Genomic DNA, 21084 nt, shown 5'->3' with positions numbered 1-21084 from the left:
CCCCTAGTCAGAACCGCTCCCATTGGGCAGGATGCGATTCGTGGATCCGCGATCCAGGGACCTGGTGGTGAGGCTGACCGCGTTGATGGAGACCATCAACGCCGGTGAGCCGGGTCTGCCCGCGCTGGATCTGCTGCTCGACCTCGCCCAGGACGCGGTCGGCGCGGTCGGGATGGCAGCATTCGAGCTCGCCGAGAACGACGGCCGCATCATCGCCGCCAACGGCGAGGTCGCCTTCACCCTCGGCCGCCGCATCGACGCGAACGCACCCCGGGCGATGCGCGTGCGCACCGGCGAGCGCGTCCAGGAGCTGCTGCTCGCCGAGTCGGAGACCCCGGTCTCGATCGAGCTGGTCGACCTCGGGATCGGGCTCGCCGTCGCCGCTCGTGCCGCGATCGGCGGTGAGCTGGTCGGGGCGCTCGCGGCCTATTACCGCCAGGACGAGCGCCGCGACGACCCCGACGAGCACCTGGTCATGCAGCTCCTCGCCAACACCATGGCCCACCTCTATCGGGACCGCACCGGTCTGCCCGTGCACGGCAACGGCCCGGTCGACCCGCGCCCCGCCGACCTGCCGGAGCGCGAGCTCTTCATGGCGGTCACCAGCCACGAGCTCCGCACGCCGGTCACGGTCATCAAGGGGTACGCAGACACGCTGACCCGGCACTGGGCGGTCCTGGAGGAGGCCGACCGGGTGTCGGCGGCCCGTGTCATCAGCCAGCGCGCCAGCGAACTCGCCCGTCTCGTCGACCGCCTCCTCACCACCGCAACGGTCGGCGGACCGGGCTGGTCGCCGGGGCGCTTCGACCTCGTCGCCGCGCTCCGGCAGGCCACCTTCGACCTCCCCGCCGATCTGCGCGACCGTCTGGAGCTGGCACTTCCCCACGAGCTGCTCATCGCCTACGGCGAGCGCGGCAGCATCGCCACCGTCCTCACGGAGCTGGTCACCAATGCCGACAAGTACTCTCCCGGCCCCGAAAAGGTGACCCTCACCGCCGGTGCGGACCAGCGGACGATCTTCTTCCGGGTGGCCGACAGGGGGGTGGGCGTACCGGAAGATCAAACCGAAACGGCGTTTCATCGGTTCTGGCGGGCACGCCCCGAGGATTCAAGCCGGTCGGGTGGTGCCGGGTTAGGCCTTTATCTCGTCCGAAAGACTATTGAACGACAAAACGGTTGGGTGTCCTTACGCCCAAGGGATGGGGGAGGTACGGTCGCAGAGGTACGGCTTCCGCGAGGGGATAAGCCGTACTCCGATGGGGAAAGGCTGTAGCGTGGCGATGGCCGTTGCTGAGCGGGTGTGGAGCGTGGTGGTGCCGCATCACGCCTTGGGAGCCCAGCAGGCCAGGCATTGTCTCGCCGCCGAATTGGCCGAGGTCATTCCACCCCTTCTGCTCGCCGACGTGATCGCCGTCGTGGCTGAGCTCGTCGGCAACGCGGTCCGGCACGCGGGCCCCCTGCCGGGCGATGTCGTGCGGGTCGCCTGGCGCGTTCGAGCCCTCCCGACCGGCAGCACGGTCGAGGTGCGGGTCACCGACGGCGGCGCCAGCCAGGTCCCCCGCCCCCGCGTCGTCGGCCCCGACGAGCTCGACGGCCGAGGCCTGACGATCGTGGCCGCTCTCGCCATCCGCTGGGGCGTCGACCGCGACGGCCTGGGCCAATCCGTCTGGGCCGAACTCTCCTAACTTCCCTGAATTTTAATGCTGGACACGCCGCCGAGATCGCAACCAACCTCAGGACTGCTGTCAGGACTTCTTGAGGGTCCAGGAGCCGCTGGCGCGGATCTCGATCAGCACGGTGTCGTCGGGCAGCACGACCTTGCCCGAGTAGCGACCGATGTCATTGACGAGCAGGCTGGACGTCCGCCCGTATGCCTGGACGATGAAGTTGGCGGAGCCGGTGTGGGTCGCGGTGATCGAGGTGGGTCCGGTGAGCGTGCCCGCGGGGACCCGCAGAACGGTGTTGCCCCGACCGCTGCCGCTGCCGGACCAGGCTGTGGCCTTCTGTGCGACCTTCACCGTGACGGTCCACGGGCCGCTGGCGTCGATCTCCAGCTTGGACGGGTATTTCCGCATCGTCAGCGGCGACGTTCCCGTGTAGATGCCCACCTCGTTCACGACCAGGTCGAGGTACTGGCCGTCCGCGTCCCGGGAGACGATCGCGATGTTGCTGGAGCCGCGATGCGTGACGGTCGCCAGGTAGAGGTAGTTCTCGTCGAGCGGTGCCAGCGTGACGACCTTGTCGCCGCTGCCGCTGTAGACCTTGTCCGCGGGGAGGGCCGAGGCGGCCGGGTCCGAGGGCAGGACAAGGGGGGTCGGACTCGGACTCGGGCTCGGTGAGACCAGCCACGGCAGCTCCGACGGCACGGTGTAGGGCGCGGTGACGACGATCGGCCGCTCGGCGGACGGACCGCTGGGCATCAGGAGTGCGATCAGGATGGCGCCGATGCAGCAGAGCGCCACGACCCCGCCGACGCCGCCCAGGACCCCGATGAGGATCTTGGTGTCCCGCGACATCCCCGGCTTCGACGGGGTGCCCGGATAGGCGGGCGAGTAGGGACCCGGCACCGTCGGGGGCTGTGACATGGCGAGACTCCGCGGGGTGAGGCAGTGGGCGTACGCGGCACACAGCATGCACCGCATCGCCGATTCCGGTGGCCCCCGCTCGGGGGTGAGCTGGGTCTCAACCGGTCATGGGAGAGAATTGAAGCATGGTGCCCAACGTTCTCGCCGCCCGTTATGCGTCCGCCCCGATGGTTGCCCTGTGGGCGCCGGAGGAGAAGATCCGGGCCGAGCGCCGACTCTGGATCGCCGTTCTGCGGGCACAGCGCGACCTCGGCATCCCGCTCGCCGATGGCGTACTGGAGGGCTATGAGCAGGCCGTCGACCACGTGGACCTCGCCTCGATCGCGGCCCGGGAGCGGGTCACCCGCCACGACGTGAAGGCACGGATCGAGGAGTTCAGCGCTCTCGCCGGGCACGAGCAGATCCACAAGGGCATGACCTCCCGCGACCTCACCGAGAATGTCGAGCAGCTGCAGACCCGCGATTCGCTGCTGCTGATCCGGGACCGGATGGTCGCTGCGCTGTCCCGGCTCGGGGCGCTCGCCGTGCGCTATGACGAGACCGTCATGGCCGGGCGCTCGCACAACGTCGCCGCCCAGGCCACCACGCTCGGCAAGCGCTTCGCGAGCGCCGCGCAGGAGCTGCTCATCGCGTACGAGCGGGTCGATCAGCTCATCGCCCGCTATCCCCTGCGCGGGATCAAGGGCCCGGTCGGCACCTCGGCCGACCAGCTCGACCTCTTCGACGGCGATGCGGCCAAGGTCGCCGCGCTGGAGACGGCGGTCGCCCGGCACCTCGGCTTCGAGCGGGTGCTGACGAGCGTCGGCCAGGTCTACCCCCGCTCGATCGACTTCGACGTGCTCTCCGCGCTCGCGCAGGCCGCCGCCGGACCGTCGAGCCTCGCCACCACGATCCGGCTCATGGTCGGCCAGGAGCTGGTCACCGAAGGGTTCAAGGCCGGGCAGGTCGGTTCGAGCGCGATGCCGCACAAGATGAACACCCGCTCCAGCGAGCGGATCAACGGGCTCGCCGTGATCATCCGGGGCTACCTGTCGATGGTCGGCGAGCTCGCCGGCGACCAGTGGAACGAGGGCGACGTCTCCTGTTCCGTCGTCCGCCGGGTCGCGTTGCCGGACGCGTTCTTCGCGCTCGACGGCCTCTTCGAGACCCTGCTGACGGTGCTCGACGAGTTCGGTGCCTACCCGGCGGTGATCGATCGGGAGCTGGACCGCTTCCTGCCCTTCCTCGCGACGACGAAGATCCTGGTCGCGGCGACCCGTCGCGGCGTCGGCCGGGAGACCGCCCATGAGGTGATCAAGGAGCACGCGGTCGGGGTGGCACTCGCGATGCGTGAGCGTGGCCTCGCCGCCAACGACCTCTTCGACCGGCTCGCCGCCGACGGCCGACTGGGCCTGTCCCGCCAGGAGATCGACGACCTCGTCAAGGATCGGGCCGCCTTCGTCGGCGCCGCCTCCGCGCAGGTGGCAGCGATCGCCGCCGAGATCGAGACGATCACCGCGGCGCACCCCGAGGCGTCCACGTACACGCCCGGCGGGATCCTCTAACCCCCTCACGTTTTGCAGCAAAGCGTGGCCTTGTGACGCGGCGAGGCCACGCTTTGCTGCAAAACGTGGCGGGACGGGCAGAATGAGTCCGTGGAGTGGATCTCGGCGTTCCTTACGGCGTTTGTGCTGATCGTGCCTGTCGAGCTGCCCGACAAGACCTTTGTCGCCACGCTCGTGCTCGGGACCCGTTACCGGCCGTGGCCGGTCTGGATCGGGGTCACCGCAGCCTTCGGCGTGCAGTGCCTCGTCGCCGTCGTCGCCGGCACGCTGATCTCCAAACTCCCTGCTACGCCGGTCAAGCTCTTCGCCGCGGTGATGTTCGCCATCGGCGCGGTGGTCCTGTTCCGCGGCGCGCGCAAGGCTGATGCCGAGGGCGCCGAGCAGGAGAAGGAGTACGAGCAGAAGGTCACCGAATCCCGCACCGGCCTGCGTGCGGCGACCGCCAGTTTCCTCGTCCTCTTCGCGGCGGAGTGGGGCGACCTGTCCCAGCTCATTACCGCCGGGCTGGTGGCGAGCGGCCGTCCCGGCGTACCCGTCTTCTTCGGGGCCTGGTTTGGTCTCGCGGCCGTGGCGGGCGCGGCCGTGCTGTTGGGACGCTGGCTGTTGAAGCGGGTGCGCCTCTCCGTGATCCGGTATGTCGGCGCCGGCGTCTGCGCGGTCCTCGCCGCGGTGACCGTGATCTCCCTGGTGCCGTGATCACCCGGGTGTAACGCGCGCCCTAACGAGCCAGGGCCGCCGGGGGTGGCGGCATAGGTACAGGTACGCTGGTCACGCCCGCACGAGATTGATCATGTCAGGAGATCACCGTGGCTCGCGTCGTGGTAGACGTCATGCTGAAGCCCGAAATCCTCGATCCGCAGGGGCAGGCTGTCGCCAACGCTCTGCCTCGCCTGGGCGTCAATGACGTCGCCTCGGTAAGGATCGGCCGCCGCGTGGAGATCGAATTCGCCGGTGAGGCAGATCTCGACCGCGCCAAGGAGATCGCCGACAAGCTCCTCGCCAACCCGGTCATCGAGGATTACGCGGTGCGGGTCGAGGCATGAGAATCGGCGTCGTGACCTTCCCCGGGTCGCTGGACGACGGGGACGCGGCCAGGGCCGCACGCTACTCCGGTGCCGAGGTGGTTCGCCTCTGGCACGCCGATCCCGAGCTCTACGGCGTCGATGCCGTCGTGCTCCCGGGCGGCTTCTCCTACGGCGACTACCTGCGCTGCGGCGCGATCGCCCGGTTCGCTCCGGTGATGGAGACGATCGCCAAGGGTGCCCGCGACGGCCTGCCCGTGCTCGGCATCTGCAACGGCTTCCAGATCCTCTGCGAGGCCCACCTGCTGCCCGGCGCGCTCACCCGCAACCAGCACCTGCACTTCCGCAACCGCGATCAGAAGCTGCGGATCGAGGCTGCCGCCACCGCCTGGACCAACGGGTTCGACAGCGGCCAGGAGATCGTCATCCCGGTCAAGAACGGCGAGGGCTGCTTCGTCGGCAGCGAGGAGCTGCTCGACCGGCTCGAGGCCAACGGGCAGATCGTGGCGCGCTACGTCGGGGAGAACCCCAACGGTTCGATGCGCGACATCGCGGCGATCCGCAACGAGGCGGGCAACGTGGTCGGCATCATGCCGCACCCGGAGCACGCCATCGACCTGCTGACCGGCCCGTCCGTCGACGGCCTCACGTTCTTCACGTCGGTGCTCGCGCACCTTGCCGGTGCCGCACAGCCGGTGGAAGAGGAAGTAGCAGCATGACCGCCGTCGACATCGATGTGGACACCGTCGAGCGCGCGCTCGCCACGGCCGACGAGGAGCAGCCCTTCGCGGAGCTGGGTCTCCAGCCGGATGAGTACGAGCGCATCCAGCAGATCCTCGGTCGGCGTCCCACCCAGTCCGAGCTCGCGATGTATTCGATCATGTGGAGTGAGCACTGCTCCTACAAGTCGAGCAAGATCCACCTGCGCCAGTTCGGTGAGAAGAAGCCGCCGTCGGAGCGCATGCTCGCCGGCATCGGTGAAAACGCCGGTGTCGTGGCGATCACCGACAAGCTCGCCGTGACCTTCAAGGTCGAGTCGCACAACCACCCGTCCTTCGTCGAGCCCTACCAGGGCGCGGCGACCGGTGTCGGCGGCATCGTCCGCGACATCCTGGCGATGGGTGCGCGGCCGGTCGCGGTCATGGACGCGCTGCGCTTCGGTGCCGCCGATCACCCCGACACCGCCCGGGTCCTGCCCGGCGTCGTCGCGGGCGTCGGCGGCTACGGCAACTGCCTCGGCCTGCCCAACGTCGGCGGTGAGATCGTCTTCGACCCGTGCTACCAGGGCAACCCGCTCGTCAACGCGCTCTGCGTGGGCGTTCTGCCCGTCGACGGCCTGCAGCGCAAGGAGGCCGACGGCCCCGGCAACATCGTGGTCCTGATGGGCGCGAAGACCGGCCGCGACGGCATCGGCGGCGTCTCCGTGCTCGCCAGCGCCACCTTCGACAGCGAGTCCGAGCAGCAGCGCCCGGCGGTCCAGGTCGGCGACCCGTTCATGGAGAAGCTCCTGATCGAGTCGTGCCTGGAGCTCTACGCGAGCAAGCTCATCGTCGGCGTCCAGGACCTCGGCGGCGCGGGCCTCACCTGCGCGCTCACCGAGACCAGCGCCTCGGCCGGCACCGGCATGAGCGTCCAGCTGGAGAAGGTGCACCTGCGCGAGGCCTCGATGCAGCCGCACGAGATCCTCGCCAGCGAGTCGCAGGAGCGCATGCTGCTCATCGTCGAGCCGGCGAAGCTCGACGCGGTTCTCGGCATCGCGACCCTCTGGGGCGTCAGCGCGACCGCGATCGGCGTCGTCACCGACACCGGCCGCCTCGTCATCGACTGGCACGGCCAGACCGTGGTCGACGTGCCCCCGGGCAGCCTCGTCGACGACGGCCCGGTCTATGCCCGGCCGCTCAAGGAGCCCAACGACCTGCCGCTGCTCATCGCGGATCGGGCCGAGACGCTGCCGCGGCCGGCCAACCCGGAGGAGCTGCGCGAGACGCTGCTCCGCATGATCGCCAGCCCCAACCTGTGCGACAAGTCCTGGGTCACCGAGCAGTACGACCGCTACGTGCTGGGCAACACGATCCTCGCCCAGCCCGAGGACGCCGGTGTCATCCGGATCGACGAGGAGACGCACCTCGGTGTCGCGCTCTCCTGCGACGGCAACGCCCGGTTCGCCCGGCTGGACCCCTACGAGGGCGCCAAGCTCGCACTCGCCGAGTCCTATCGCAACGTCGCCGTCACGGGTGCCGTGCCGATCGCCGTCTCCAACTGCATGAATTTCGGCTCCCCCGAGGACCCGGGTGTCATGTGGCAGTTCGCCGAGGCCGTTCGCGGGCTCGCCGACGGCTGCCTGGAGCTCGGCATCCCGGTCACCGGCGGCAACGTCAGCTTCTACAACCAGACCGGCGCCGTGCCGATCCACCCGACTCCGGTCATCGCGGTGCTCGGGATCCACGAGGATGTGCGCCATCGCGTACCGATGGGGTTCTCCCAGGAGGGTGACCTGCTCTACGTGCTGGGCACCACCCAGGCCGAGTTCTCCGGCTCCGAGTGGGCCTGGGTGGTGCACGAGCACCTCGGCGGCCGCCCGCCCGCGGTCGACCTGCTCGGCGAGCGTCGCCTCGGTGCGCTCATGGCCGACCTCGCCGGCCGTGGACTCGTCTCGGCCGCGCACGACCTCTCCGACGGCGGTCTCGCCCAGGTGCTGGTCGAGTCCTGCCTGCGCAAGAACTTCGGCGCGACGATCGAGCTGCCGGCGGAGTGGTCGGTGGGCGCGCTGCCCTTCACCTTCCTCTTCTCCGAGTCGACCGGCCGGGTCCTCGTCGCCATCCCCCGGGGTGTCGACAAGGCCTTCACGGCGCTCTGCGAGGAGTACCAGGTCCCGGTCACCGCGATCGGCACGGTCACCGCCGAGGGCGCGCCGCTCGCCATCCGCGACCAGTTCAGCGTGGCCCTGGACGAGCTGCGGACCGCGTGGACCGAGACCCTGCCGAAGCTCTTCGGTTCGACCGTCGTCACCAACGCCGCAGTCGAGATCTAAAACTCCATCCGGGTACGCCGGGCCGACCTCCAGGTTGGCCCGGCGTTCTGTATGTACTCGCCCGACCCAAGATCGCCGCAACTCTTCAAGAGTTGGTCCTAAATCGGGTGGTCACGGGGCGTGCGTCACGCGTGGCCCACGCCGGATAGGAACAACTCTTGAAGAGTTGCGGCGATCTTGGGCGCGCGGATGAGCGATCATGCGAAACAGGGCGCCTCCCCGGCTGGGAAGCGCCCTGTCCTGGTGCTCTGCTGCTCTAGTCGTCCAGCCAGTCGAGCTGGCGACGGTCGCGGGGCTCGCCCCGGCGGTCGTCGTAGCCGTCCTGCGGTGCCGCGTAACCACCCGGCTGCGGCTGTGCGTAGGGGTCCTGGCCGTAGGCCCGCTGCGTGGGCTGGTCGTACGCATTGGGGTCGTAACCGTTGCGCTGCTCCGGCACGTAGCCCTGCTGCCCGTAGGCGGGCTGCTGTCCGTATGCGGGGTCCTGGTATCCGGGCTGGCCGTAGGCGGGTGCCTGGTATCCGGGCTGCCCATAGGCCGGCTGCTGTCCGTATGCGGGGTCCTGGTATCCGGGCTGGCCGTAGGCGGGTGCCTGGTATCCGGGCTGCCCATAGGCCGGCTGCTGCCCGTATGCCGGGTCCTGGTATCCGGGCTGGCCGTAGGCGGGCTGCTGCCCGTATGCCGGGTCCTGGTAGCCCGGTGCCGCGTAGCCGCCGCCGCTCGCGGGCGCCCCGCCGCCGTAGCCCGAGACCGGAGCCGCGCCGCCGTACCCGGAGACCGGAGCCGCCGGAGAGCCGTAGGAACCCTGGTAACCGGGGCCCGCTGCCGGGGAGCCGTATGCCCCGCCGCCCTGCGGTGCACCGTAACCCGGCGTGGGCTGCGCGTTCTGGCCGTAGCCGGACCAGCCGCCCTGCTGGGGTGGCGGCGCACCGTACTGGCCGGGGCGCTGCATCGTGGTGGGTGCGTCGGCCATGCCCGGGCGCTGAACCATCGTCGGATCGGCTGCCCGAGGACCGCCGCCGTAGCCGCCCGCGCCCCGGCCGCCGCCGCGAGGTCCACCGCGTGCCGGTGGCTCGTCGTCCTCGTCCTCGTCGTCCTCATCATCGTCATCGTCGTTGTTGCGACGGACGAGCATGAGGACGATCGCACCGATGCCGAGGGCGACGAGGACGCCGCCGAGCGCGATGAGCGTCCAGGAGAGGCCGCCGGACTCCTCTTCGGTGCCGCCGTTGTTCGTCGTGTCGGAGGTGGCTGTCTCGTCCGCGGTCGCACCATCGGACGGAGCCAGCGAATCAGTCGGTGCCGGGGAATCGGTGGGCAGCGGGGAAGCGCTGGCCGCGGCCGTCGAGATCATGGTGATGTTGACGGTCTTCGACTCACCCAGCGCGAACTGGTAAGTCTTGTCGATGCTGTTGTAGCCCTCGAGCGAGACACCGATGCCGATGGTGCCCGGCTTGATCGGGTTGGTCGCGGTGCCGGTGAAGGAGAAGTTGCCGCCGCTGTCGGTGGTCGTGCTGACGCTGTAACCCGCTGAGTCCTGCAGCTGGACGATGGCGCCGGCGATCGCCTTGCCGGTGACGCTGTCCTTGACCTTGCCGGTGACCTTCTTGATCGACGGCGGCGGGAGCGGCACGACCTTGATGGTCATGGTGCGCGTCACGCTGACGGGCGGGGCCGGGTCACCGGGATTGGGCGGTGGTCCGCTGCCGGAGATGACGATCTCGACGGAGATGTCGCCCGAGGCCGATCCCGCACCCGCCTTGACCTTGAGCGGCTTGGGCGGCGAGGTTGTCCCCGCTGCAACGCCGAAAGGTGTGCTGTTGCAGCCGGCGGTGCAGGTGATACCGCTTCCGCCAGGCGCGTTGAGGGCGATGGTCAGCCCGGTGAGCGCCTCGTCCGCTGCCGCGGTGACGGTGATACTGAAGCTCTTCTCGGCGCCACCGCTCTCAATGGTGACGCTCGCTGGGGCTGAAACGGTTGGCGCAGCCAGTGCTGGAGCAGCTAGGCCCGTCAATGCGCCCACCGCAATCGTCGCGACTACACCGGCGCGTAGCAACCAGGCCCGTCGGTGTGTTGTCACGTTCACCGCCTTCCCGTTTATCTCCCCCCGTGCGAATACACCGCTGGCCACTATGCCTTGTCCAACAGGGTTTCCGCGACCCAGGGCCGGTCACAATCGTTGTCACGACAGGACGTATCGTCCCGTCATGTCCTTAGAGAGCGATAAGTCCCGGGCAGTCATAGCAATTTCTGACTCCATCGATGCCGGTGAGCAGCCCGAGCGTACGATGCTACGCGATGCCGTTAGGGTGCTTCTGGCACAACTTGCGGCGCAAAATCCAGGACGATCGGTGGAGGTCAGAGTTCCCCCGTTCGGGGCAGTTCAATGTGTCGAAGGACCTCGGCACACCCGTGGGACTCCGGCAAATGTCGTGGAGACCGACCCGATCACATTCTTCCTGCTGGCAACCGGGCGATTGGCCTGGAGTCAGGCACTCGCTGAGGGACGAATCACAGCTAGTGGCATCAGATCGGATATTTCTGCTCTTTTCCCCGTCTGACTCTTCTGTCAGACTGGATCCGCACAACCTGGCACAGTCTGATTACAGAAAGCATCCAAACGATGGCTTTCCGTGAGCCCTGTCAAGTCGCGTACACTGTCGGAGCACGGCGAACAAGACGCAACCTGACACCTAACGGCGCACTATCAAGATAAACAGCCAGGCAACCTAGGTGAGGAGCAGCAGGGTGCCCCGAGGCGACGGCCAGTTGAGCCACGAACTCGACCCCTACCGGCCAGGCCCCCAGGACGCATGTGGCGTCTTCGGCGTCTGGGCTCCAGGCGAAGAGGTGGCGAAACTTACGTACTTCGGCCTCTACGCCCTGCAACACCGGGGTCAGGAAGCAGCCGGCATCGCGGTCAGCGACGGCACCGGCGTGGTGGTCTACAAGGATCTCGGTCTCGTGGCCCAGGTCTTCGACGAGCCGACGCTCGCCAGCCTGCGCGGCCATCTCGCGATCGGGCACGCGCGCTACTCCACCACCGGCGGCTCGACGTGGGAGAACGCACAGCCCACGATCAAGGCCACCAACTTCAACACGACGATCGCCCTCGCCCACAACGGCAACCTCGTCAACACGGCTGAGCTCGCTCGCCGGGTCGAGGCGTTGGGGCTCAAGGTCGACGGGTCGACCAGCGACACCGCCCTCGTGACCAACCTGCTCGCCGCGTCGCCCGACCTCACGATCGAGGCCGCCGCGATGCAGGTGCTGCCGACGATCAAGGGCGCCTTCAGCTTCGTCTTCATGGACGAGAACACCCTCTATGCCGCCCGCGACGCCCAGGGCGTGCGCCCCCTGGTGCTCGGTCGCCTGGAGCGCGGTTGGGTCGTCGCGAGCGAGTCCGCCGCGCTCGACATCGTCGGCGCCAGCATCGTCCGCGAGGTCGAGCCCGGCGAGCTGATCGCCATCGACGAGTCCGGTCTGCGCTCGTCGCGCTTCGCCAACCCCGATCCCAAGGGTTGCCTGTTCGAATACGTCTACCTGGCCCGGCCCGACGCGACGATCACCGGTCGCAACGTCTACGCCGCCCGGGTGGAGGTCGGCCGCCAGCTCGCCCGCGAGCATCCGGTCGACGCGGATCTCGTCATTCCCAGCCCGGAGTCCGGCACACCGGCCGCGATCGGCTTCGCGCAGGAGTCCGGCATCCCCTACGGCATGGGTCTGGTGAAGAACGCCTACGTGGGGCGCACCTTCATCCAGCCGTCGCAGACGATCCGCCAGCTCGGCATCCGCCTGAAGCTCAATCCGCTGCGCGACGTCATCCGCGGCAAGCGGATCATCGTGGTCGACGACTCGATCGTGCGCGGCAACACGCAGCGGGCCATCGTCCGCATGCTGCGCGAGGCCGGGGCGATCGAGGTGCACGTCCGCATCTCCTCACCTCCGGTCAAGTGGCCCTGCTTCTACGGCATCGACTTCGCCAGCCCGGCGGAGCTGATCGCCAACGGCACGGACAACGACGGCATCCGGCGAGCCATCGGTGCGGACTCGCTGGGCTATGTCTCCCTCACGGGGCTGATCGCGGCCACCGAGCAACCGGCGAGCCGGCTCTGCGCCGCGTGTTTCGACGGCAAATACCCGATTGCGCTGCCCGAGGGCAACCTGATCGGCAAGCATGTGCTCGAGAGTGTCGGACGCAGGCCCGGCGCGAGTGAGCGGCACCAGACCTCGGAGGCGAAGGGCCGTTCGGCGGCCTCGGGCGACGAGGCCTCGACGGATCCTCACATCTCCACCGATGAGGTCCAGCAGTTCGCCGGAGCCTGACCAATCCGGCAACCCCACGCGGATGCGAGCCGCAGCAACAAAAGGAGCACCACCGTGACCCACGTGACCGAGCGCCCCTCACCGAGCGGGGCGGGATCTTCCGCGGACCGCCAGCCCTGGACCGCAGGCAGCAACAGTGTCGGGCGCAAGCGCACCGCCACCTATGCGGATGCGGGTGTCTCCATCCACGCCGGTGACCTCGCCGTCGAGCTGCTGAAGTCGAAGGTGCAGCGCACGCACCGCCCCGAGGTGATCGGTGGCCTCGGCGGCTTCTCCGGCCTGTTCCGGCTGGACACCACGAAATACAAGCGGCCCGTGCTCGCGTCGTCGACCGACGGTGTCGGCACCAAGCTCGTCATCGCGCAGCAGATGGAGATCCACGACACGGTCGGCATCGACCTCGTCGCGATGGTCGTCGACGACCTGGTCGCCTGTGGCGCCGAGCCGCTCTTCCTGCTCGACTACATCGCCTGCGGCGAGGTCGTTCCGGACCGGATCGCGGAGATCGGCGCCGGCATCGCCGACGGCTGCCGGACCGCCGGTTGCGCGCTGCTCGGTGGCGAGACCGCCGAGCACCCGGGCGTGATGAAGCCCTACGAATACGATCTCTCCGCCAACGGGGTGGGTGTCGTGGAGGAGGACCAGATCCTCAGCCGCGAGCGGGTCGAGCTCGGCGATGTCGTCATCGCCATGCGCTCCTCGGGCCTGCACTCCAACGGCTACTCGCTCGTCCGCCATGTGCTGATCGGCCAGGGCCGGCTCCGGCTGGAGAGCGTGATGGAGGACCTCGGCACGCAGCACACGCTCGGCGAGGAGCTGCTCACGCCGACCAAGATCTACGCGCAGGACTGCCTGAACCTGATCGCCGAGTGCGAGGTGCACGCGTTCGCGCACGTCACCGGCGGCGGCATCCCCGGCAACCTCAACCGCGTGCTCCAGGGCAACATGGACGCGATCGTGGACCGCTCGACGTGGCGCCCGCAGCCGATCTTCGACCTGGTGCAGCGCAAGGGCCGCATCGACACCCCGGAGATGGAGTCCACCTTCAACATGGGCGTGGGCATGTTCGCGATCGTGGCGAGCCAGGACTCGGACCGCGCGCTCGCCCTGCTCACCGCTCGCGGTGTCGATGCCTGGGTGACCGGCGAGGTCATCGAGGGCTCCGGCGACGTGCGGATGGTCGGCTCACACACTCGCGGCTGAGAGAGCCCGCCAGTTGATCGCTGACGGCGTTGCTCGTGGCCTTGTGCACTGTGTGTTTCCTGGCGCGCCCTGCGGGGCTCGATCGCTGCGTCCTCGTGTCGGCGCCGCGAGCGCACACGGCGGCTCCGTGCGCCTTGCCGGCGATCCATCGGCGTGCGCTCTATTCATGATCGGTAAATATAGAGCGAAGCTATTGCCTTAGCTCGTTCCCCGGTGCTGCAATGGGTGCGCCCGTAGGCCGCCAGCAAGCGTTTTCGTCCGTAGGCCAGACGGGGACTGCCAGGCTGCACGGCCTATGTCCGCATGCTCGCGAGGGCTTGCGGGCGCGGGCTGTCGGCCTGGGGGAGGTGCGATGGCCGGCCTGTTTACCGGGATGCGGGGCATAGCCCCGGCACCGTCCTATGTGATCATGCAGCCCACGTCGCTCTGCAATCTCGACTGCACCTACTGCTACCTGCCCTTTCGTGCCGAGAACCGGCGCATGACGGTCGAGGTCGCCCATGCGGTGGCCGCGAGCGTCAACATCTGGGCCGAGCAGGCGGAGCGCTTCTCCGTCGTCTGGCACGGTGGCGAGCCCACCGCGGCGGGGCGGGATGCGCTGGCGGAGCTGATGGCGCCGTTCCGCGGGGTCGAGCACCACGTGCAGACGAATGCCACGCTCATCGACGACGCGTGGTGCGACTTCATCGTGGAGCACGGGATCCGGGTCGGGGTGAGCGTCGACGGTCCCGAGGAGCTCAATGCGGCGCGGGTGGATCGAGGCGCACGGCCGGCGTACCCCCGGATCGTCGAAGGGATCGCGGCCCTGCGCCGACGCGGCATCCCCTTCGCCGCGCTCTGCGTCGTGACCCGGCCGCGGCCTGGCCTCGCCGGGCCGCTCTACGCCTACTTCCGCGAGCTGGGCTGCTATGCGCTGGGGATCAACGTCGAGGAGCGCGAGGGCGTCAACCTGCGCGACAACCACCATCCGCCCGACGACGTGCGGACGTTCTGGGCCGAGCTGACCGGGGCCTGGCGCGCGGATCCGGCGCTGGAGCTGCGCGATGTGGAGTGGGCGATCCGCTATGCGGCGGCGCTTCGCGACGGCACCGCCGACGCCGTGCTGCCGCGTCGGATCGATCCGATCCCGACCATCGCCTACGACGGTTCGGTGGTGCTGCTCTCACCGGAGCTCGCGGGCTTCACCGCACCCGCCTACGGCGATTTCGCCAGCGGGAATGTCCTGGCCACACCGTTGACCGAGCTGGTCGCCCGAGCCACTGAGGCGCCCTGGATCGCCGAATACCTGACCGGGGTCGAGGCCTGCCGCACGAGCTGTTCCTATTTCGGCTTCTGCGGTGGCGGGCATGCCGCCAACAGGTATTTCGAGCAGGGGCGGTTTGACACGACCGTCACCGAGCACTGCCGCAACAGCAAGATTCTGCTGATGGATGGGGTGTTGGATCATGCCGGTAACGCTTGAGACCGACTTCGAGAAGCTGGTCGCCCGCGCGCGAGCAGTCGCGGTGACGACACTGGTGTCGGAGGCAGAGGCGACGTGGGCCGCGCGCGCGACGACGTCGCCACATGATCCGGTGGCCGGGCCACGCCCCTTCGAGGACGCGTTTCCCACGTTCTACCAGTTCAGCAACAGGCCCCAGCGGTAGCCCGAAAGGGCCTTAGACAAGTGTGTGGGCAGCGCTAACGCGCCGCCCACACCACGTCAAGCCGGGGGAAAGCCAGCCTTTTAGTCGCCTTGCCGCTGCTGCGGGATTTGGCCCTGCAGCAGAGCGCGCACCTCAGACTCGCGGTAACGACGGTGGCCGCCCAGCGTGCGAATAGCGCTGAGCTTGCCTGCCTTCGCCCAACGAGTCACCGTTTTCGGGTCGACACGGAACATCGACGCGACCTCGGCGGGGGTGAGCAGAGGCTCGGGTTCGTGCGTACGCGACGCCATTTGGGTCACTCCTCCACAAGTACCTACAAACATTGGCCGGGGTCCTACCGGCCAACGCGCCTCCCATAGTCCGGCTAGTCCAGGTTGTCCGACATGGGCCGAACGGGTGAAGGTCCGTAGATGGACGGATGATGAAGCAATGATATTTCGGGCAATAAGAGGACAAAACCACTCGGCAGAATGACAGGCATACCCGAAATGTCAGTTACAGCGTTCCATTAACTGGATTTGTCGCCAACGATCAATTAATTCCTCGTAAGCTTCTGCCGCAGCCTCGGCATCCCCCCGGGCGAGACCTGCGATCCCGGTGGCGACCAGCTCCGGCGAGTCGTCGCCGAGCAGCGCCTCGTCGCTGAAGAGGTGCACCAGGCCGCCGTAGTCGAGCTCGACCATGGAACCCGGGTGGAACTCCTCCAGCCAGCGCGTCCCCTCAGCCACCGCCTCGGTGATCGGCGCGTCGCCCATCGAGCGGCGCAGCACGGCGAGCCCTTTGTGCGCCCGCCGCCGCGCCTGGCCGATCTCGGTCCGGTAGCGCAGCATCCGCCGCCCGCTCTGCGTCGACACCTCGCGCTCCGCCGGATCCACGAACAGGAACCATCGCAGGGGTACGCCCCACGTCGCCACATGCTCGTGCAACCTCGGCACCCCGTGATCGAGCACCTTGGCGCCGCTGCGGAAGTCGTCGAGGACCGTGCGTGCCACCCCGGCCAGCGCCGGCGGCACGAAGGCGTCGGCGAGGACGGCAGGCACCCCGTCGCGAGCGATCAGGGCGGCCTCGGCCACGCGTACCCGCAGGTTCCACGGGCAGATCAGCGTGCCGCCCTCCGTCTGCAGGACGTAGGCCTCCTCGGGCAGATCGGGCAGCCTGGTCCAGCCCGCGCCCAGCGCCTCCAGCACCGAGACGCGCTGCCGGCCGGGGCCCTCGGCGGGGCCGACTGCCCGGCCCTCCTCCAGATATCGACGCCAGTAGCGCTGGCGATCCCGGTCGAAGGCGGCCAGCGGCTCATAGACGCGCAGGTATGCGGCGAACTGTGACGGCACGTCGCGATCCTCGCACGGTCTGCCCGTCGATGCGCAATGGTGAGCAGCGTTAGGGTGATCTGGTCCGGCACCACCCCCGTCGGACAGCACAGGTCAATGCCTCACAAGGGCTAACTCAATGAGGAGTGTCCCCATGGGCGTCTTCGCCGCCGACACCGGCCACGAACAGGTCGTCTTCTGCCAGGATCCCGCCAGCGGCCTCAAGGCCATCATCGGCATCTACTCCACCGCGCTGGGCCCCGCGCTCGGCGGAACCAGGTTCTACCCCTACGCCACCGAGGCCGAGGCCCTGCACGACGTGCTGGAGCTGTCGCGCGGTATGGCGTACAAGAACGCACTCGCCGGTCTTGACCTCGGCGGCGGCAAGGCCGTCATCTGGGGCGACCCGATCGCTGACAAGTCCGAGGCGATGCTGCGGGCCTTCGGCCGCTTCGTGCAGTCCCTGAACGGCCGCTACTACACCGCATGCGACGTTGGTACCTACGTGCAGGACATGGACGTCGTAGCCCGCGAGACACGCTTTGTGACGGGCCGCAGTGTGGAGCACGGCGGTGCCGGCGACTCGTCGGTCCTCACCGCGTGGGGTGTCTTCCAGGGAATGCGGGCCGCGGCCGAGCACTCGTGGGGCGTCGCGTCGCTGCGCGGCCGCCGCGTCGGCGTCGCCGGCCTCGGCAAGGTCGGCAAATACCTCACCGCGCACCTGCTGGAGGACGGCGCCGAGGTCGTGGCGACCGATCCGAGCGAGCACGCGATCTCCTGGATCCAGGCGAACCACCCGCAGGTCTCGCTCGTCGCGGGCGTGACCGAGCTGATCACGAGCGACATCGACGTCTACGCGCCGTGCGCGATGGGCGGGGCGCTCAACGACGACACGGTGGCCGTCCTGCGGGCCACGATCGTCGCCGGTGCCGCCAACAACCAGCTCGCCCACCACGGCATCGAGAAGGTGCTGGTCGACCGGGGGATCCTCTACGCGCCCGACTACGTGGTCAACGCGGGCGGCGTCATCCAGGTCGCCGACGAGATCGAGGGCTTCAACTTCGAGCGTGCCAAGTTGCGGGCGACCCGGATCTTCGAGACGACGAAGCAGATTTTGGCACTCGCCGACGTCGAGGGGATCTCTCCGGCGACAGCGGCCGACCGCCTCGCCGAGCGCCGCATGACCGACGTCGGCCGCCTCCGCCAGATCCGCGTCTAGCAGGCACGTTTTGCTGCAAAGCGTGGTCTCGCCACGCCGGGAGGCCACGCTTTGCAGCAAAATATCCCGGGTGGGGGGAGATCATCCGAACGGTCATGACCGTTTCGGCAATCAACCCCTTACCGGAGCAAATCAGACACCTAAACGGCACGCCGCCCAGCCCGATATGCCGAAGTGGCGACAACCTGTGTACCGTATGAGCCACGAGAGATGCCTAACGTCATCGGGGCCCGCCTTCGGGCTGCCCCGACATTCATGTGCGAGGGGGTCGAGCCATGGGGCGAGGCCGTGCTAAGGCCAAGCAGACAAAGGTGGCCAGGGAGTTGAAGTACCACTCCCCGAACACTGACCTCACCGCGTTGCAGCGGGAACTCGCTGCCAGCGGCAAGTCCGACGTCGATGTCGACGACGACCCTGTCGTCGATCCGGACGACGACTCGGACGATGAGGACAACGACCCCAGCTGGGCGATGCGCCGCTCCTGACCCTCCGGTCTGAGCAGGTGCACCCCAGGGGCACCGGCAGCCAAGACGTGAGCACGCGGGACTACCCGCGTGCTCACGTCTGCCCAGCCGGATCCAGCCCTGCGGTCAACGCCGCGAAAGCGGACTTACGCAGCTCCGTCAGGTCGGCATCACCGTCAGCGGCCACCCAGGTGGTCAGGGACGCGTGCCAGGACGACGCGGCAGCAGCGGCGATCAACTGCGGGTAGAAATCGGTCGGCGCAGCCCCACGGCATCGGGCGACGAAGACCGCTACCTCGTTCTGCAGTTCAGCGCTGAGCAGCAGATAGGTCGCGACCAGGGCCGGCTGGGCCGCCATCAGGCGGAACCGCAGCAGCACCTGGGCACGGTCGGCCTGGTCGACCAGGTCGAGGTCGTCCATCACCGCCTTCAGCGCGGTGATCGGGTCCTCGGCTGCGTCGCGCTGGGAGAGCGCCTGCCGCAGCGCGGCGATCTGACGGTGTGCCACATCTCCGAAGAGCACATGCTGCTTGGACGAGAAGTGACGGAAGAAGGTCCGCACCGCGACGCCGGCCGCGGCCGCGATCTCCTCCACCGTCGTGCCCTCGTAGCCCTGCTCGGCGAAGAGCCGCAGGGCGGCCTCCTCCAGGGCGGCGTGCGTGACCTGTTTGCGGCGGGTGCCGCCGAGGGGAACGGTCATCGGGCCATTCTTCCCCCAGGCATCGAGAGGGATGCGCTCGGATGCCGGTTGGTTTCTGTCATTCGTTCGGGTTTGAGGCCCAGGATCGCCTAACGTCGGCACCATGAGGACCGCCGGCGGCCGACTTCTCCGCAACTTCGCGGGGAGTCTGACGGTCCTGGCGGTGATCCTCGGCATCGCCTTCGGCCTGCCCGCGATCAATCGCATGGTCCCGGCCGACCTCAACGCGGTCGGCGGCAAGGCCTACCTCGTGGGGGGCGGCGTGAGCGTCGTGCCGCCGCTGCACGCCCAGGTCGACGCCAGCAAGACCCGGCCCGCCGCGGACCGGGGCACCGTGCTCTTCCTGGTCGGCCCCGTGCGCTACGTGATCGTCGTGGCGCCCTTCGGCGGCGGGATCGAGGACGCCGCCGCGAAGCTGCGGACGAAGATCGAATCCACCCGCGGCTACCAGGTCGCCGGCGGGGAGGACTCCATCAACACCGGATCCGGCCTCAAGGGGGTCGGCGGCGGTTACACCGCGCCCGGGCGCATCGGCCGGTACGCCGTCTTCCTCGCCTCCGGCATCTCCATCGAGGTGACGGTGAGCGGCACCGAGGTGGGCCTCTCGGATGAGATCTCGGCGATCGAGCAGAGCGTCGCGTCGATCACCTACCAGAGCTGAGGGGCCCGATGAGCTCGATGGCCGTCAGGCCGACCCCGCGTACAGCCAGAGCCGCCGCATCACTGCGCATGCCGGCGTTCTGGCTGCTCACAGCCCTGCTGATCGTCTGCGGGTCGCGCCTGGTCCGGATCCTGATGACGTCCTACGGGAAGTACCCGACCGCCACGCTCGTCTCGATCGGGCTCTTCGCGCTCTACGCCGTGCCGTTCTGGCTCTTCATCAGCTCCCTCGACTACATGGAACGCGAACCGCCGCTGCTGCTCGCCACCGCCTTCGCCTGGGGGGCGGCGGTCGCGATCACCGTGGCGATCCGGGGCAACCAGGCCGTCTCCGACATGCTCGCCAAGCTCGTCTCGCCCGCCTTCGCCGCAGCGTGGGGACCCGCTATCGCGGGCCCGACGATCGAGGAGATCCTCAAGCTGCTCGGCGTGGTCGTCATCGTGATGATCGCCCGGGCCCAGATCAACAGCGTGCTCGACGGCATGGTCTACGGCGCACTGGTCGGGCTCGGGTTCCAGGTGGTCGAGGACGTCATCTACGCGATCAACGCGGTGGCGCTGTCGGGACAGGGGGATGTCGTCGGTCCGGTGATCGCGACGTTCTTCCTGCGCGGCTTCCTCGCCGGGCTCTGGAGCCACACGCTCTTCTCCGCGCTGGCCGGGGCCGGGGTCGCCTACTTCGTGGTCCACCGGCCCTTCCCCCGAGGCGCACCGGCGCGGGAAACCCCGGCGAAGCCGGACCCCGCCGTCAGCCGGCTGCACCCCGACCGGCCGTTCTCGGTGCGGCTGCTCGGCGCCGTGCTCGCCTTCACCGCCGCGTGGGCCCTGCACTTCCTCTGGAACTCACCCCTGCTCGCCGACGGCGTCGGCGGGGGCGGCACAGGCGTGCTGCTCGGGCTGCTGCTCAAGGGGGCGCCGGCGCTGCTGCTCGCGCTCGGCCTCATCTACCTCGCCCGGCACCGGGAGGCCTACTACTACCTCGATCACCTGACGGTGCTGAACGACCCCGCGATCATCACGCCCGCCGAGGCGCATGCGATGCCGCACGGCCATCTGAGATCCGCTGCGCGGCGGTACGGCAAGGCCCGGGCGGGGGTGCGGGGGCTGCGTGCCGTCCGGAACCTCCAGCGGGCCCAGTGCCGCCTGGCGGTGGAGCTGAGCCGGGGTCAGCCGCCCGAGGAGATCGAGGAGTTCCGGCAGGCCGTGCTGCTGGCGCGGCGGCGGATGATCGCGATCCGGCACCCCGAGGCGGTGCCGTCGCCGCGTGCGGGCATCGGGGGGCACGGCTGGATCTTCTGGGTCGGCGTACTCATCGCGGTGGTCCTGCTCGTCTGGCTCGCCATCCGCGCGCTCGGCGGCGCCTGACGGCCGTGCGGT

21 protein-coding genes are annotated in these 21084 nt (G+C 68.9%); 16 read left to right on the top strand and 5 right to left on the bottom strand.

Annotation, left to right across the window (positions count from 1 at the left end):
• The first annotated feature begins 40 nt into the window (after positions 1 to 40).
• Both F4553_RS21035 and F4553_RS21030 read left to right on the top strand, forming a co-directional pair.
• A complete protein-coding gene (locus tag F4553_RS21035) occupies positions 41 to 1273 on the top strand; it encodes a sensor histidine kinase (RefSeq protein WP_376776234.1) in 1233 nt (410 codons plus the stop codon).
• The gene (locus F4553_RS21030) at positions 1257 to 1685 is read left to right on the top strand and encodes an ATP-binding protein (RefSeq protein WP_184838524.1); all 429 of its coding nucleotides are present in this window, start codon (positions 1257 to 1259) and stop codon (positions 1683 to 1685) included. Before F4553_RS21035 ends, F4553_RS21030 begins: the two co-directional genes overlap by 17 nt.
• A gap of 60 nt (positions 1686 to 1745) precedes the next feature.
• Here the strand turns inward: F4553_RS21030 and F4553_RS21025 are convergent, their stop codons facing one another.
• Positions 1746 to 2585, bottom strand: a complete 840-nt coding sequence (locus F4553_RS21025; RefSeq protein WP_184838522.1) for a hypothetical protein — start codon at positions 2583 to 2585, stop codon at positions 1746 to 1748.
• Positions 2586 to 2710: 125 nt separating this feature from the next.
• Here F4553_RS21025 and purB point away from each other — a divergent pair, with 125 nt between their 5' ends.
• The 5 genes from purB to purL all read left to right on the top strand — a co-directional run bounded on the left by purB (position 2711) and on the right by purL (position 8182).
• Positions 2711 to 4129 carry an adenylosuccinate lyase gene (gene purB, locus F4553_RS21020; protein WP_184838520.1) on the top strand — a complete coding sequence of 473 codons (1419 nt, stop codon included), beginning with the start codon at positions 2711 to 2713 and terminating at the stop codon, positions 4127 to 4129.
• 90 nt (positions 4130 to 4219) lie between these two features.
• Complete coding sequence (locus F4553_RS42505) at positions 4220 to 4825, top strand: TMEM165/GDT1 family protein (RefSeq protein WP_184838518.1); 606 nt, start codon at positions 4220 to 4222, stop codon at positions 4823 to 4825.
• A 110-nt stretch (positions 4826 to 4935) separates the two neighbouring features.
• On the top strand, positions 4936 to 5172 hold the full coding sequence (gene purS / locus F4553_RS21010) for a phosphoribosylformylglycinamidine synthase subunit PurS (RefSeq protein ID WP_184838516.1): 237 nt from the start codon (positions 4936 to 4938) through the stop codon (positions 5170 to 5172).
• Positions 5169 to 5870: a phosphoribosylformylglycinamidine synthase subunit PurQ gene (gene purQ / locus F4553_RS21005; RefSeq protein ID WP_184838514.1), complete on the top strand. Its 702-nt coding sequence runs from the start codon at positions 5169 to 5171 to the stop codon at positions 5868 to 5870. Before purS ends, purQ begins: the two co-directional genes overlap by 4 nt.
• Positions 5867 to 8182, top strand: a complete 2316-nt coding sequence (gene purL / locus F4553_RS21000; protein WP_184838512.1) for a phosphoribosylformylglycinamidine synthase subunit PurL — start codon at positions 5867 to 5869, stop codon at positions 8180 to 8182. Before purQ ends, purL begins: the two co-directional genes overlap by 4 nt.
• A 256-nt stretch (positions 8183 to 8438) precedes the next feature.
• On the opposite strand, the gene F4553_RS20995 is transcribed toward purL, so the two are convergent.
• Entirely contained in the window at positions 8439 to 10202 is a 1764-nt protein-coding gene (locus F4553_RS20995) for a carboxypeptidase regulatory-like domain-containing protein (RefSeq protein WP_446680435.1), read from the bottom strand.
• Between the two features lie 184 nt (positions 10203 to 10386).
• On the opposite strand from F4553_RS20995, the gene F4553_RS20990 reads away from it, so the two are divergent.
• The 5 genes from F4553_RS20990 to amcA all read left to right on the top strand — a co-directional run bounded on the left by F4553_RS20990 (position 10387) and on the right by amcA (position 15354).
• A complete protein-coding gene (locus F4553_RS20990; RefSeq protein WP_184838508.1) occupies positions 10387 to 10740 on the top strand; it encodes a sterol carrier family protein in 354 nt (117 codons plus the stop codon).
• A 187-nt stretch (positions 10741 to 10927) separates the two neighbouring features.
• On the top strand, positions 10928 to 12505 hold the full coding sequence (purF, locus tag F4553_RS20985) for an amidophosphoribosyltransferase (protein ID WP_184838506.1): 1578 nt from the start codon (positions 10928 to 10930) through the stop codon (positions 12503 to 12505).
• 54 nt (positions 12506 to 12559) lie between these two features.
• Complete coding sequence (purM, locus tag F4553_RS20980; RefSeq protein ID WP_184838504.1) at positions 12560 to 13708, top strand: phosphoribosylformylglycinamidine cyclo-ligase; 1149 nt, start codon at positions 12560 to 12562, stop codon at positions 13706 to 13708.
• 373 nt (positions 13709 to 14081) lie between these two features.
• Positions 14082 to 15170 carry a cyclophane-forming radical SAM peptide maturase AmcB gene (amcB, locus tag F4553_RS20975; RefSeq protein ID WP_184840989.1) on the top strand — a complete coding sequence of 363 codons (1089 nt, stop codon included), beginning with the start codon at positions 14082 to 14084 and terminating at the stop codon, positions 15168 to 15170.
• Positions 15154 to 15354: a multiple cyclophane-containing RiPP AmcA gene (gene amcA, locus F4553_RS20970; RefSeq protein ID WP_184838502.1), complete on the top strand. Its 201-nt coding sequence runs from the start codon at positions 15154 to 15156 to the stop codon at positions 15352 to 15354. Before amcB ends, amcA begins: the two co-directional genes overlap by 17 nt.
• 80 nt (positions 15355 to 15434) lie before the next feature.
• On the opposite strand, the gene F4553_RS20965 is transcribed toward amcA, so the two are convergent.
• Together F4553_RS20965 and F4553_RS20960 are read right to left on the bottom strand one after the other, a co-directional pair.
• Entirely contained in the window at positions 15435 to 15644 is a 210-nt protein-coding gene (locus F4553_RS20965; RefSeq protein WP_007073996.1) for a BldC family transcriptional regulator, read from the bottom strand.
• A 201-nt stretch (positions 15645 to 15845) separates the two neighbouring features.
• Entirely contained in the window at positions 15846 to 16685 is an 840-nt protein-coding gene (locus F4553_RS20960) for a DUF8083 family protein (protein ID WP_184838500.1), read from the bottom strand.
• A gap of 133 nt (positions 16686 to 16818) precedes the next feature.
• Between F4553_RS20960 and F4553_RS20955 the strand changes: the two genes are divergently transcribed.
• Together F4553_RS20955 and F4553_RS20950 are read left to right on the top strand one after the other, a co-directional pair.
• On the top strand, positions 16819 to 17883 hold the full coding sequence (locus F4553_RS20955) for a Glu/Leu/Phe/Val family dehydrogenase (protein ID WP_184838498.1): 1065 nt from the start codon (positions 16819 to 16821) through the stop codon (positions 17881 to 17883).
• 275 nt (positions 17884 to 18158) lie between these two features.
• Complete coding sequence (locus tag F4553_RS20950) at positions 18159 to 18368, top strand: DUF3073 domain-containing protein (RefSeq protein ID WP_184838496.1); 210 nt, start codon at positions 18159 to 18161, stop codon at positions 18366 to 18368.
• A 73-nt stretch (positions 18369 to 18441) separates the two neighbouring features.
• On the opposite strand, the gene F4553_RS20945 is transcribed toward F4553_RS20950, so the two are convergent.
• Positions 18442 to 19047, bottom strand: a complete 606-nt coding sequence (locus F4553_RS20945; protein WP_184838494.1) for a TetR/AcrR family transcriptional regulator — start codon at positions 19045 to 19047, stop codon at positions 18442 to 18444.
• Between the two features lie 103 nt (positions 19048 to 19150).
• On the opposite strand from F4553_RS20945, the gene F4553_RS20940 reads away from it, so the two are divergent.
• Both F4553_RS20940 and F4553_RS41895 read left to right on the top strand, forming a co-directional pair.
• Positions 19151 to 19708, top strand: a complete 558-nt coding sequence (locus tag F4553_RS20940; RefSeq protein ID WP_184838492.1) for a hypothetical protein — start codon at positions 19151 to 19153, stop codon at positions 19706 to 19708.
• An 8-nt stretch (positions 19709 to 19716) separates the two neighbouring features.
• Positions 19717 to 21072 carry a PrsW family intramembrane metalloprotease gene (locus F4553_RS41895; protein ID WP_281395035.1) on the top strand — a complete coding sequence of 452 codons (1356 nt, stop codon included), beginning with the start codon at positions 19717 to 19719 and terminating at the stop codon, positions 21070 to 21072.
• The last annotated feature ends 12 nt before the right edge of the window (positions 21073 to 21084 follow it).

The organism is Allocatelliglobosispora scoriae, from assembly GCF_014204945.1.
Lineage (GTDB): Bacteria > Actinomycetota > Actinomycetes > Mycobacteriales > Micromonosporaceae > Allocatelliglobosispora > Allocatelliglobosispora scoriae.
Note: the sequence above shows the minus strand (reverse complement) of the source record. Positions and strands in the feature narration are given on the sequence as shown.